General features: G+C 52.9%; 12 protein-coding genes. 6 read left to right on the top strand and 6 right to left on the bottom strand.

Features of this window, described 5'->3' with window-relative positions; translation table 11 throughout:
* Nucleotides 1-217 precede the first annotated feature (217 nt).
* Both ACW9HW_RS00835 and ACW9HW_RS00830 read left to right on the top strand, forming a co-directional pair.
* On the top strand, nucleotides 218-754 hold the full coding sequence (locus ACW9HW_RS00835; RefSeq protein WP_457397497.1) for a carboxymuconolactone decarboxylase family protein: 537 nt from the start codon (nucleotides 218-220) through the stop codon (nucleotides 752-754).
* A gap of 837 nt (nucleotides 755-1591) precedes the next feature.
* On the top strand, nucleotides 1592-2110 hold the full coding sequence (locus ACW9HW_RS00830; protein WP_457397496.1) for an acyloxyacyl hydrolase: 519 nt from the start codon (nucleotides 1592-1594) through the stop codon (nucleotides 2108-2110).
* Between the two features lie 231 nt (nucleotides 2111-2341).
* Here ACW9HW_RS00830 and ACW9HW_RS00825 read toward each other — a convergent pair whose 3' ends face one another.
* From ACW9HW_RS00825 to ACW9HW_RS00800, 6 genes are all read right to left on the bottom strand, one after another.
* Complete coding sequence (locus ACW9HW_RS00825) at nucleotides 2342-3775, bottom strand: alginate export family protein (protein WP_457397494.1); 1434 nt, start codon at nucleotides 3773-3775, stop codon at nucleotides 2342-2344.
* Between the two features lie 223 nt (nucleotides 3776-3998).
* Nucleotides 3999-5336 carry an MFS transporter gene (locus tag ACW9HW_RS00820; RefSeq protein WP_457397493.1) on the bottom strand — a complete coding sequence of 446 codons (1338 nt, stop codon included), beginning with the start codon at nucleotides 5334-5336 and terminating at the stop codon, nucleotides 3999-4001.
* A 67-nt stretch (nucleotides 5337-5403) separates the two neighbouring features.
* Nucleotides 5404-6414, bottom strand: a complete 1011-nt coding sequence (locus tag ACW9HW_RS00815; RefSeq protein ID WP_457397491.1) for a 2Fe-2S iron-sulfur cluster-binding protein — start codon at nucleotides 6412-6414, stop codon at nucleotides 5404-5406.
* The gene (locus ACW9HW_RS00810) at nucleotides 6411-7409 is read right to left on the bottom strand and encodes a PdxA family dehydrogenase (RefSeq protein ID WP_457397490.1); all 999 of its coding nucleotides are present in this window, start codon (nucleotides 7407-7409) and stop codon (nucleotides 6411-6413) included. The genes ACW9HW_RS00815 and ACW9HW_RS00810 overlap by 4 nt, the downstream gene beginning before the upstream one ends.
* Nucleotides 7406-7876, bottom strand: a complete 471-nt coding sequence (locus tag ACW9HW_RS00805) for an aromatic-ring-hydroxylating dioxygenase subunit beta (protein ID WP_457397488.1) — start codon at nucleotides 7874-7876, stop codon at nucleotides 7406-7408. Before ACW9HW_RS00805 ends, ACW9HW_RS00810 begins: the two co-directional genes overlap by 4 nt.
* Nucleotides 7877-7889: 13 nt before the next feature.
* A complete protein-coding gene (locus ACW9HW_RS00800) occupies nucleotides 7890-9149 on the bottom strand; it encodes a Rieske 2Fe-2S domain-containing protein (protein WP_457397487.1) in 1260 nt (419 codons plus the stop codon).
* A gap of 134 nt (nucleotides 9150-9283) precedes the next feature.
* Between ACW9HW_RS00800 and ACW9HW_RS00795 the strand changes: the two genes are divergently transcribed.
* The 4 genes from ACW9HW_RS00795 to ACW9HW_RS00780 all read left to right on the top strand — a co-directional run bounded on the left by ACW9HW_RS00795 (nucleotide 9284) and on the right by ACW9HW_RS00780 (nucleotide 13469).
* Nucleotides 9284-10072 carry an IclR family transcriptional regulator domain-containing protein gene (locus ACW9HW_RS00795; RefSeq protein WP_457397485.1) on the top strand — a complete coding sequence of 263 codons (789 nt, stop codon included), beginning with the start codon at nucleotides 9284-9286 and terminating at the stop codon, nucleotides 10070-10072.
* A gap of 187 nt (nucleotides 10073-10259) precedes the next feature.
* The gene (locus ACW9HW_RS00790) at nucleotides 10260-10757 is read left to right on the top strand and encodes a DUF3788 domain-containing protein (protein WP_457397483.1); all 498 of its coding nucleotides are present in this window, start codon (nucleotides 10260-10262) and stop codon (nucleotides 10755-10757) included.
* A 530-nt stretch (nucleotides 10758-11287) separates the two neighbouring features.
* Nucleotides 11288-12244, top strand: a complete 957-nt coding sequence (locus ACW9HW_RS00785; RefSeq protein ID WP_457397481.1) for a cupin domain-containing protein — start codon at nucleotides 11288-11290, stop codon at nucleotides 12242-12244.
* A gap of 607 nt (nucleotides 12245-12851) precedes the next feature.
* Nucleotides 12852-13469 (top strand): nitroreductase family protein, encoded by a 618-nt coding sequence (locus tag ACW9HW_RS00780; protein WP_457397480.1) that lies wholly within the window; start codon nucleotides 12852-12854, stop codon nucleotides 13467-13469.
* Nucleotides 13470-13483: the final 14 nt, after the last annotated feature.

Here is a 13483-nt window from a genome sequence, read left to right as displayed (position 1 = left end):
TTGATTGATTCGCATTGCAACCTCCGTCCTGGACGATTCGTGGATGAATCTTACTGTGCGCAAACTTAAAGGCTCTAGGCGATTAAGCTTCCGTGTTAAATACCAAATTTTTGAAATCTGAGATGATGGTTCCCGATATCGAAGGGTTATCAATCTAGAGCCGAAAACATATGCTTCCTCTCACACCCGCAACGGCTAAGTGATAGAGGATTTATTGATGGCACGTATCGCTATTCCAACCCGCGACCAAGCTCCCACCAGCACTCACTCCACCCTTGATGCGATTGGCAGCCAAGCTGGATATATTCCCAATATGTTTCGCATGCTGGCATCCAGTCCCGACACATTCGCAGGAGTCATCAGTTTCCAGGGTGCGATGTCCCGGGCTTTGAATGTTAAAACTCGCGATGCCATTGCACTAGCTGTAACTCAGGCTAATGACAGTCATTATTGCTTAAATGCGCATACCTACATTGGCAAAAGCTCAGTGAAAAGTTCCTCGGAAGAAATTGCGTTGAACCGGCAGGGAAGCTCAAAGGATCCAAAGCGCGCCGCCGCGGCTATGTTCGCCAAAGCTTTGGTAGAGCGCCGCGGTAAAGTAACCGATCAGGAGCTTGCCGCTGTACGCGCCGCGGGCTATACAGACCCGGAAATTATAGATATCACCGCTTTAGCAGTGCAGTTTGTTCTGACCAATTTCATCAACAATATGGCTGATACTGATGCTGACGTACCCAGTGCATCCCCAGTTTGATTCGGGCTAAGTCCATAGTTTCTAAGATCAGTCATTGCTGCAGATTATTTTATTTTTACTTCTGTGGGCTTCAATGCACAGGCTCCGAGGTACATTGATGCCGCGGACAAAGATCGTTATCTTTGAGTCTATAATTTTTGAGGTTGATCTCATCATGCCTACTTGCTTGTCAATGAGTGTCTGAGTGTCTGAGTGTCTGAGTGTCTGAGTGTTGGTGTTTATGTAGTCATTATAGTGCATGATGGTGATTTTAAATTTGGAAAATATTTGCTTCGCTCGTATCAGTGTTAACATTTAAAGTGGTTGTATGCGGTAGGGGAAATGGAAGTTGACGACATTGTGAAGCCCACAAGTCGAATCAATAAAATGGCTCGGAAAGTCCTGGTGAAAATGTTGTAGTGGCGAGGTATCTGGCTCAATCTGGACCTAAAAAATGCATGGATTGCCTTGTTGTGGTGGCAAAAGGCAAACTGGTCTATGTGTAAATAATAAAAAATTAAACACACATCCTATAACTGGCAGATGAGTTGTCATATGTTCAAGATGGTCATGCACAGTGTGGTCAATAGCATGCCATATATTGTTGGTTGATGAGGCTGTCTTTCAGCTATGTATACCTGTTACATCCTCCTAAAAAAGCACACGTACTGAAAAATCCTCCCTTATGGCAGACGTCGTGAGCAATCCCGATCTGGCACGTTTCTGAAATACCTCAATGAGAGTGTCAAATACGATCGCATTCGTGTCGCTTGTGGTTGGGCAGCTCCTAGCACCAAGAAAACTCAGCGATAAAATAGTCGATAAGATCGGATAAAATCCTAAGAATAGAGGTTTCGGATGACTCGTTCGTTTTGCCTGGCTGCGGTTGCGGCCACATTGATGGGACACAGTATTGCCACACAAGCCGCTGGGGTCGAGTTCGCGGTCGGGCAAACTGGTGAATCCACCATGACCTATCGTTTGGGATTGCAAGTCGATTGGGACAAGAGTTGGTGGCAGAGCGACGTTGGTCGTTTAACTGGCTATTGGAGTGGAGCGTACACTTATTGGGAAGGTGATGAGACCGCTGGAAACAATAGCTTGTCAGCCTCACCTGTGCTGGTGTATGAATTTTCGGGGCAAAGTATAAAACCCTATGTAGAGTTAGGCGTAGGCGTGGCGTTTTTTTCCAGCACCGAAATTGAAAACAACAGCCTCGGTAGTGCCTTTCAATTTGAGGACCGGTTGGGTGTGGGAGTGCGTTTTGTTGGCGGGCACGAGATTGGAGTTCGAGCGACCCACTATTCAAATGCTGGAATGACAAGTAACAATGATGGGGTGGAAAGCTATGCACTTCATTACACCATGCCGTTATAGAGGCATGATTCAATAAACATCGAAATTGTTTGCGACTCGCCTTGTCGAATAGATACATTCGACAGAGAACTGCCGTCGCAGTAACTGCTTAACCCATTGTGTCGAATCCTTTTTTCTGTGCTGTAGTACCTAGTGCTTTTCCTCGGTGATCAGTGCTAACGATGAAAGGCAAAAGCCGCTCTTTGCGGCTTTTGCTCTTTCTTCTTGCGTTCTACTCCTTGTTCTGTTTTTTCAATAACGGAACGAGGTACGTAGAACCACGATTTGGGAGTTACTGCCTCCGGCATTCTTTATGGCTGAGCCGATGTCATAAAACAGATAGTCGAGATCGACCGTGATGTTGGAGGTTGGTGTCCAATTGGCGTTGGCCTGATACAAGGTGCCCAAGCGTTTACCGCTGCTTGAGGTGGTTCCAGGAACGGTCACCATGCCGGGTAGGTACACTCCGTCATCGCTGTTCTGGCGCCATGCAGCAAATACTGCGGGTTCGAAACGAATCTTGTCGAAGGGTGCAAACCGTAATGTAGGACCTACCAGAATGATGTTCGATAGCGTGGTCAGACTGGCCTGGCCGTAGAAAGCATTCTTGGGAAACAACGGGTCAAATGTCCCGGCCTTGTGATCGCCATCCTTGTCGCCGCTGGCGGCGTCTACGCGAAAGCCCAGTCGAGTCTTCCATGGTCCTGCAAAGGTGTAGCCACTATCACTGGACACTGCCCAAGCGTCGATGTCGGCATCGGCGATGTGCCCTGTCTGTTTCATCAGATCCCAGGTCCAATCAAACTTGTCCCATCCACCAAACAACCGTGTGCCGAAAGTGTAGCGATTGTCTTCCCCGGTAAAACCATCGAGCGTGCGTTGCTCTGTTTCCAGGCCAAATGCATAAAGATCGACCTTTAACTCAGTGGACAGGGGGAGGGTGCCGTAAAGTCCGTAGAATTTCTTTTTGTGATCACTGGAGTCGTTGAACGAACCAGCATCCCTAATAAGTACAGGTTTCATGGAGAATGCATCTAGCTTGTAACCGTTGCTTCCCACCCAGCTCATTCGCACGCCATCGAATGCTTGCCGGATGTTAGGGATTTCCCGATAGGTGACCAGTGCCTGATTGCCGTAAGCCATTTCCTGACGGCCGACACGTGTTGTCAACTTACCGCTTTGATATTGCAGATTGCCATCGATAAAAGCTTGTTGTACTTCATTGCGGCTTTGGTCAGAGGGGCTGGGTAAGTCTTTGCCAAAAACGCGGGTATTTCCCAGTTCGATAAAAGAACGCAGGCTGTCATCGAATAAATGCAAGTCGGCATGTACTTCTGCGCGTTGCATTAAGTAGGAGTCATCCTTCACTCCTTTCAAGCCAAAAACCGGTTCGTCCGCAGCATCGGCGCGATAACGCACTTCCGCGCCTGTCTGCAACCAGGCGGAATCTGACAAACGCTGATAACGCAAACCATCGAATCGATCCGTGCGTTTCGCGGGATCATCCAGAAAGCGATAATCCTCAAGTGATCGATTCGGTCCGGGGCGAGGCGGGCGCTGTTTTTCCAGCGGAGAGGGAGGGGCAACTTGCGCCTCTGCAGCCTGTACGGTCGATATAGTCGTATGGCCCAAGACTATGAAGATCGCCAGCTGTAGTGAATAACACTTTATTGTGGGATGTGACATCGGGTTGGCTCCTATTTTTATTGTTCATAAAGCAGGCGGATGCGCACACTGAGTCCTCAACATAATGTCGAAGTTACACGGTGTTATTCCAGATAAGGCTTATTGACGCCCTGGAAGAAGTATCGGCCTTGGCTTTGTATTAACTAGTGCTGTTTTAGTGAGGCAAGCGCGTACTCATCCCTGAGTGGGTTCCAGTTGAAACGGATAATCTTTATCGGGGTGTTTAAACCTTATTGTTGCCATAACGGCGACCGAGAAACAGCACGAGGAATCCCGCAATCAACATCGGTATCGCCATGCCATAAAAGACTGCCGAGGGTGACCAGCCGATGCCTAATGCGGCGCCGACCACGATCGGGCCTGCGATCCCTCCGATTCGCCCGATACCTAGCGCCCAACCGACACCTGTCGAACGCATCGGTGCTGGATAGAAAACTGCAGCTAGGGCGATGAGACTTTTTTGTCCGCCGCTGATACAGCATCCTGCGAGAAAGTTTGCGCTTAACAATATCCAGAGCGGGCTGTGGAAGGCTAGCCCGGTCAATGCCACGAACACGAAGCCGACCAGATAAAGGATCCCCACGGTTTTGTAGGCCCCTAATCGATCCATCGAAGGTCCGGTGATGAAAGCCGCTGCAATGCCGCCGACAGTTGTCAGGGTTGTAGCCATCACCACGGTACTCATCGGGTAGTTGAGGCCGGTCATGATCGAGGGAAGCCAGCTTTGTAACGCATAAAACTCGCCGAGGTTAATTGCGAACACAAGCCATAACAGCACGGTACCCATGATTCGATCCCGGGTGAACAGGCTTGCGAGCGCACCGTGCTGTCCTTGTTCGAGTGCCTCGACAACGAAAACCGGTTTGCTTTGTTGATCCACGCTGGCATCTATTTTGCGGAACACACTCAGGATGTGCTGCGGTGGCATCTTGTTCTTGATCATGAACACCATGGATTCAGGCAAGAATCGGAACAAGACGGGGACCAGCATTAAGGGGGCCAAGGCACCTACCCAAAACAACGAGCGCCATCCGTAGTGGGGAATGAACCAACCTGCAGCTAGCCCTGCGGCGATGAACCCCAGTGAGAAGCCACAGTAAATTGCCAACACGAAGGTGGCGCGCAGACGTTTAGGGCTGAATTCGCCGGTCATGGCAATGGCGCTTGGCGCGGCTGTGCCCAGGCCGACCCCAGTGATGAAACGCAGAATCATTAGTTCTGTCACGTTGGTTGCCCAGACCGAAGCTAAGGTGCACAGGCTGAAAACAATGGTGCTGACAATGATGGCTTTTTTGTGTCCGAAACGTTCGGACAGTGGAGTCAACACTAGATAGCCGACCATCAAACCGGCGAGTGATGATGAAAATATCGGTCCCAGCATCGGCTTGGATAGACTCCATTCCTGAGCGATATACGGGGCCATGTAGCTAATGGCTTGGGTATCGAATCCGTCGAGAAACATGACGAGTCCACATAGGATGATGACCCCGTATTGAAACGGACTGACTCGGCGTTCATCCACGAATTGCGGCAACTGCAAGGGTTTTGACTCAGGCAACATTTTTTATCCTCATGGCCATTTTGGCCTTGTTGTTTTTATGTCACGCAGGCATTGGGGGAGAGCTCGTCTAGGTTTTCAGTTGGACTTCTCCCGAAGGTACAAATGCATCACAGTAAAATGCGTCGGGCGAAAGCTGGCCCTCGGTGGTCAGGTCTTTGAGCGCAGCGGTAGTCATGATCGGGTTACCACAGGCATACACCTGATGGGCGCTCAGGTCCGGGTAATCTTCGAGTACGGCCCGATGTACCCATCCAATTCGGCCGGACCAACCTGGTTCGGGATCGGAAAGCACTGGCGTGAAGGTGAAACCTGGAAGGCGTTTGCCCCACAATTCGGGCTGATCGGCTAGGTACAAATCCTGGCTGGTGCGTGCCCCCCAATACAGATGAATAGGTCTTGAACCACCACGCTTGATTTGGTCTTCGATGATGGATTTGAGAGGAGCCATTCCCGTGCCGGTGCCCAACAGAATGACTGGATGATCAACTTCTTCGTCCAGCGAAAAGTCGCCGTAAGGCAATTCCACTTTGAGCGTGTCGCCTTTTTCTAGCCCCGCCAGGATGTCTTCGGAAAAACGTCCTCCTGGTACATGGCGAATATGCAACTGCACGCCATCGCTTTCATGGGGCGGATTAGCCATGGAGTAGTTGCGGCTGTCGCCACCCTCCATCAGTACTTTGAGGTATTGGCCGGCTTGGAACTTTGCTCGCACACCCGATGGGAAACGCAGATGCAGCACTACGACATCGGCGTTGGGTCGGGTGATGCGATGGACCTTGGTGGCGATAACCTTGCGCACGGGAGCCGCGCGCCGAACGATGCGTTTTGGTGTGATCTCCACTGACGTACATGGGCGTGCCTGGCACAGCAAGATGCCGGTGGCTGGCCCGCGTGCGAGTCCTTGGCCGCGTACTTGTAACTCACCGGCAGCAAGGCCACCTTCACAGGTTGAACACACCCCTTTTCGGCAAGAGTATGGAATTGAAAAACCGGCGCGCTCGGCTGCGTCCAGCACCGTTTCATCGGATTCACACGGGAAGGTAATGTCTGTCCCGGAGACGGTTACATCGAATGTCATGGCAAGTCCTTCTGGCTGGAAAATGCTGTTCCGCCGACCAGGTGCAGCGCACGGATCACAGCGTCCGGGTCAGCCATGTTTTTACCTGCGATGTCAAAGGCTGAGCCGTGACCCACGCTGGAAAAGATCAAGCCGGCGCCAATGGACAACGCCGAAGCACTGCGACCGGCAAGTAGTTTGATCGGGATATGACCTTGATCGTGATACATGGCAATGAAAGCGTCATAGCCAGACTGCCCAAGCATCAGATCAGCGCCGAGCGGGCCATGAGCGTCGATTCCCACCTGGCGAAGGTGTTCAATAGCTGGGACGTTTATCTGTTCGTCATCCCGACCGAAGAGCCCGTTTTCCCCTGCATGGGGATTGATGCCGAACACACCGATCCTTGGGTTAGCGATGCCCAGTGCCTGCAATGCAGTTGCTGCTGCGAGACCTGCCGCTACCACTAGATCGGGCGTCAGCCTGGCAAGTGAGTCGGCCAGTCGTTCATGCAAGGTGGCATGGACGATGCGAAGTCCTGCGCCAATCAGCATCAGAAACACACGGTCGGATTCGACCCCGACAAGTCGCGCAAGCAGGTTTGGATAGCCCGAGAATTTAATGCCCGCGTTGTTTATCGCAGTTTCGTTATGCGGGCACGCAACAATGCCGCGTGCCAGACCTTGGCCGAGGCACGCTACAGCGGCGGATAAATAAGCAACGGTGGCGGTCCCTGCATCCGCACTCAACTGTCCAGGTTTGAAGGCATCGGGTGTCAGGTTTTGCACTGGCAGCAGGTGCAGTACACCTGCTTCTGCTGAGGCAGTACCGTCACTTTCTTCGATGCGAAGGCCAGTGCCCTGCACATAGTGCTCGACAACAAAGCGATCACCGATGATGACTGGATTGAGTTCAGGATCATCCTGCAGTGCAGCGACTGCCTTGACGGCAATTTCGGGTCCGATGCCGTTGGGGTCGCCGATACTCAGAAGAATCCGTTGCGCTGACCTGCTCATAGAGGAAGCGCCAACAAAGTGTCAATTCGCGAGCTGTCACACACCACGGTTCGTTCAGCCAGCATGGCGGTGTCGCCTTCGATGCGGTAGCAGTCGATATAGCGGCCGGAAACGAAATTATCGGTCGTACCATCACGCATGATGCGCAACACAATAAAGGCGGTTTCGCTAAGTACCAGAGCGCCCTCTTGCTCCAGAATCACTGGTTGATTGAGCATATGGCGATAGCTGTGGCGCTCGTAGATGTTGGCTTCGCGCAAGGCCGAAATCCGGTCGACCAACATGCCGCGATTGTTAGCCCAAATCATGCCTGCTGGAAGGCCCTGCCGATAATTGTCAGCAGTGGTTACGGTGTACAGACACTTCTCCAAGAAAAAATCGGGCCACGCTTCAAGTGGACCTTCATCTATGCAACGAGCATATAAAGCCTGGCTCTGACTGATCAGCGTAAAAATATTCTGAGTCACAAACGGTTCCCTCTTATAGATCCATGGCCGCGCGATAAGCTTTCCAGAAGCCGCGAATAGAGGCCTCGGTGATTCGGCTGTCACTTGACTCGGCGTCAATCCCGCCCATTTCCAGCACTGCGGTATGGTTGCTGGCACCGGCGATGCCTCGCTGGACAAACCCCCCAACACAGCCGTCTTCCATGGAGATGTATCCCGCTGGCCCGATGAGATTGGCTTGCTTGAGGCGCGTCAGGTGTTGTTCAGGGGTATCGTCTTCGAAGCCCAGGTACGTCCAATTGAGTTGAGTGGTTTCCACACCACGTGGAAGTACCTGGCGGACTGCTACCGAGTTCTGTATTTGTTGCAAGACGAAGCAAGGAAAGATCGAAAGAATTTGCAGCGTGACGTCATCGCCAACTTCGCTGAAGCCCTCGAGCAGTGACGGGTCTTGGAGTTGATATTCGCTATCGGAGCGAATGCTTTGTTGGGCATAGGAGGCGTCACGTTCTGCCTGACGCTCGGCCTCGCGGTCGATTGCCGAATAGCTGACGTGATGCCCACCGCTTTCGTCGACAATGATCGCGCCGCGTTGAGACAGCCGGTTGATTTCGAACGTAGTGAAGAACAAGTGCAGGATGCTGGCGTGGTACGAGTCCTTTACGTTCTCGATGTACAGCTTCCAATTGTTGGGCAGCATTTGCGTATAACGACCAAGGACAACGGGTTTTCGCCCACCGAGCACACGTTCCACACGGCTGAGGATTTCATCGCCCAAGTACTCTTCGATATCGGGTACGTCATCCGAGAAGCTGCCGAACACCAAACCGTGAACAGATGCCACTCGCAATTTTCGCGGGCCGTGTTCTTCCATGCAAAACGATGGTGCCATACCACTACGGCCCTTGATGCCGTCCTTGAATGCGACTCCGGTCAGGTCACCTTGCAGGTTATAGCTCCAGGCGTGATAGACGCAGGTGAAGTCCTTTGCCTTGCCGCTGTCATCCAGAGCGAGCAGGGCGCCGCGGTGCGCGCAGCGATTCTCGAAGGCATAGAGTTCACCGTCGGTGTCACGAGTAACGATGATCGAAGTTTCGCCAATAAAACTGGTCTTGTAATCGCCTATCTCAGGGACTTCAGCTTCCAGGCACAAGTAATTCCAATGCGGTCCCTGAAAGAGTCTGGTTTGTTCCTCCTTGTAGACAGTGCTGCTTTGGAAAGCCCAATAAGGTACGCGGGTCAAGCCATCCGGCCAGGCCAGGTTTTCAGGTTCGCGGTCGGTAACAATGTTCATCTTCTCTCCCGGTCAGGTCTTCACGAATGCAGAAAAACGCCTTTTTCTACAATTGCATGTTGACGTGAGGCTTTGTTTTTGTTCGAATAGCGAACAAAATTTCATTTCTCGAACAATTAGAGACCTTGCGAATTATGGTTGTCAAGAAAAATGCGTCAGCAGACGGTGCGCTCGTGCGCGCGCCGGAAGGGATGTCAGGCCTGGCGAAAGGTTTAGCGATCATCGAAGTGTTCGGAATGGAGCACTCGCAATTAACGGTGACGGATGCCGCTCGATTGACTGATACCACCCGCGCTGCGGCTCGACGGTGTCTACTGACGCTGGTGGAACTTGGCTATCTAAGCCATGACGGCAAGCATTTCTGGCCCACTCCGAGATTCTTGCGTCTTGGGGCGGCTTATCTCGACGCGGCACCATTGCCACAATTGGCTCAACCCCATCTAGCGTCGGCACGCGAAGCCCTCGGAGAGTCGATTTCCCTGGCAGTGCTGGAAGATGGTTGGTCGGTATTTGTTGCTCGTGCGGAGACGGCTAAAGTCGTGACGACCGGCGTGCGCCTTGGTGCACGGTTGCCGGCATATGGTTCGGCAACCGGACAAGTACTGCTGGCAGGTTTGAGCGATGAAGCCATCCAGCGTTATCTGGTGAATCCTCCGCCGCCGACCACTGCGCACATGATCGTCGACCCATCGCTGATCATGGCGCGAGTTCAGCGCGCTCGAGTCGAGGGTGTCGCATTTACCGATGAGGAGTTGGAGTTGGGAATGCGCTCTATGGCAGTGCCAGTGAGGAATGCTCAGGGAAAGGTCGTAGCAGCCATGAGCATCAGCACTTTCTCGGCACGCTTGTCCCTTGAAGAGCTACGTGAGCAGTGTCTTCCGGTGCTCCAGCATCATGCTGCCTTGCTCGGGTGCATGCTGTAACAGTCGAGCCATATCTGCAGGTTGAATTCATATCCTTGGTACACATGAGAATGAGGGATCTTGGTCCTTCAATCCGTACCATCAGCGGTTCAAAATCGACAGAAAGATGAATGAAAAAATCCACCATTGACATTCATCCGACGCGATAGCGCACACCTGTGCAGAACACCGCCTAACCAGGAAGTGTATGAAAAATCGAGACCAGCATTGCAATCATCAAGAAAATGACCTTGAGCAGATTCCTGAGATCGGCGACAGGATCATCGGCAAATCGGCATCGCCCGATGAAAGCATGGTTCGAGACTGGATTGGGCCGGAGGCGTTCGAGCATTGGGTGCAACTGCGGAGCTGGATCGACCAATTTTACCCCGGTGTTTTCGACCCGGAGTGGCGGTATGGCGGCAAGAAACGCGGATGGGTCTTGCGCTACAAAAAGACCAAGGCGTTCTGCTCGTTGCTGCCAGGATACAGGCAGCTTTCAGTCCAAGTGGTCTTGGGGCGAGTAGAGCGGGAGAAGTTTGAGGAACGGCGTTATTTCTGGCGCCCTCAATTGGTCAAACTCTACGATGACGCGCACACATACACTGATGGGAAGTGGCTGACGATTGGGGTCTCATCCGCAGATGATCGGCATGAGGTGATGGAGCTTGTCAGTATGAAGCGCGCCCCGCTATCACGCGACTGAATGTCGCGGATGTCCACGTCCTCAAACCATCGTGTGTTAGTGATACCGCTCGATGATATCGAGCAACAGATGGAACGATGTCGCCAGGTTCAGGCTCCGCGGTACCTCGAAGAGCAGGCCGAATGAATCCCTGGCAGCGTGGCTCATCTAAACGCGAAAACGACATAACAACCGAGTCAGATTCGCGACCAGTGTAGCTAAATGCCGACTGGCAGCGTGGTTTGGTCGGCCAGTCGAGCACCTGTTCTATTGGTGCAGTGGGGCCCGCGCGCAAGCGTATAAATCAACATGGTGGGTGATAAGAAGGTAAAAGGAGTAATAGTGCAGTACGTCAGAGGTGCTGCGCGTCAAGCTGTTCAAGCAGCTCAATAGCCTGGCCTGATATTGTCGTTGGAAGCTGTAGCAACTTTCTCCTACCCATTCTTGGCACTCACCAGTCGTGCATTTTCTTACCGGCTTCTGGCGAAGGGGACAAGCACCATTTGCTACCGCGATAAAATGCTAAAACACTTTCGGTTCTCGAGTGCGTAATGTCCCAAATTGACTGGCTCAGCCATCTCCTGAAAATGATCACCATCACTGGCCAGTTGGAGGTGCGTTGCGCCTACGGTGCGCCTTGGCGTGTGGCCAGGGTTCGGTCGCCGGCTCATGAGATTCCCTACCACATCGTGGTAAAGGGTCGAGCCGTTTTAGAGGATCCAGAGACCGGGGCGACCAGGGATCTGATGGCTGGTGATATCGTGCTATTGCCATACGGATCGGCGCACGTGTTGCACGATGGCAGCGGACAGGAGCCGAAACCTACCTGCAACCATCAGGGCCTTGGAGGATGGACGGTCAGTGAGAATGATGGCGGTGACGAGCACCTGGATATGTTGTGTGGAAGATTTTTCATCGAGCCACCCCATGATCGACTCATCCACAATTACCTGCCAAAAAATTTGGTGGTGCGCGCCGCTGACGATTCTGGTGATGAAGACATCGGGTCTGCATCCATTCACCTGGCCAACCTCGTAGAGCTGATGCGAATGGAGTCCGGGGGAGATAAACCAGGCGGAAACGCCATGCTAAATGCGCTTTCCTCTGCGCTGTTCACACTGGTATTACGTGCCGCGAGCGAATCCGAGCAAGCGCCGGCTGGGTTGTTGGCGCTGGCGGGCCATCCGCGATTGGCCCCTGCCATTTCAGCCATGTTTGCCGATCCGTCGCGTGCCTGGACCCTGCCTGATCTGGCCGACCTGTGCAGCATGTCGCGAGCAACCTTCATGCGACATTTTCAGGACAAGCTGGGACGCTCCGCTATCGAGTTGCTCACCGATATCCGGATGAGCTTGGCCGCTAACGAACTGAAGAAGCCATCGATGACTTCCGAGGCTGTGGCTGAGGCGGTCGGCTATCGATCCGTAGCCGCTTTCCGGCGTGTATTTGCCGAAACGATGGGGATGACGGCGGGGCAGTGGCGCCGCCAGGCCCGTGGTGGCGAGTAATACAGTCCGTTTCGGTGTATAGCCTGCAACGCGACTAGACACGTCGGGGAGGTGCAGCGTCTTCTTAACGAGCGACATGTACGGCTATACCATTTCGCTCTCAGCGAAATGAGTTGTGTCCTGCCGCGCTTCGGCTATGAAGGTCAATGTTCTCGGTTGATCCTTTTGAGCATTTTATTGATCTAATACAGTCTCGAAATGAACACCTTATCGGCCTAAAGTGGCGACTCCCAACCACCTGATGAAGGAGTTACACCATGAGCCGAATTGCTATTCCCGCCATCAAGTTCTCCCACGGCATAACGATTGATACCTGCATGCCGGCCAGGAAAATTGTTCGCTGTATCACAAGCGCGAACTCCGCGTTCAGCTATCTCGATTCGGCCTCGGGTGCTTTGGTTACCTCGACATCCAGTAGATGTGATCTCAATAACTATCGCGTTCGCCCTGTTCACTGACGCGTTCATCTGTCCTAACGCTCCCAACATCAACTGTCAGTTTCTGAGTAGGCCACTTTGCGGGGCCACTGTGGCATCACTCGCCCAAATTTCGCCTGACAGCTCATATACGTATTGCGTACCAAAACTTTTCCCATATAGGAATCACCATGTCTAACGCCGTTATCGAAAGCATCCTCAGCCGCAGTGCCGCTAAATATTACGATCCTACCGCCACCTTGAGTGATGACCAAATCCGCGAGTTGGTGCGAATCGGCACCAGCGCGCCAACATCTTTCCACTTACAGAACTGGCGCTTCATTGCGGTACGCACGCCTGCAGCCAAAGCTCGGTTGAGTCCGATTGCCTGGAACCAGCCGCCGATCACTGAAGCTGCCGTCACTTTCATCATCTGCGGTCAATTGGCCGATTCCAGTGTAATCCCGGATCGTCTTGCGCCATTGGTTGAAGCGGGCGTCATGCCAGCGGCGATGGTGTCGGATTGGGAGGTCCCTGCGCGAGGTTTGTATTTGGAGCACCCGCAGCGCCAGCGCGACGAGGCAGTTCGCACGGCCACCTTCGGTGCGTCGGCGATCATTTATGCCGCCCGTTCGCTAGGCCTGGGTTCGACACCGATGATCGGTTTCGATGCCGAAGGGGTGGTTCGCGAGTTCGGACTGGCTGAAAACGAAGTGCCGGTCATGTTGTTGTCCATAGGCGTTGAGCGTTCAGGGAACTGGGCGCAGAAGCCGCGCCGCCCGTTGGAAGAAGTGTTGGATCTCGTTTAATTAACAGTAAAACC

It is taken from the genome of Pseudomonas sp. SDO5532_S415 (assembly GCF_054071155.1).
This window is presented reverse-complemented; position numbering and strand designations above follow the sequence as displayed.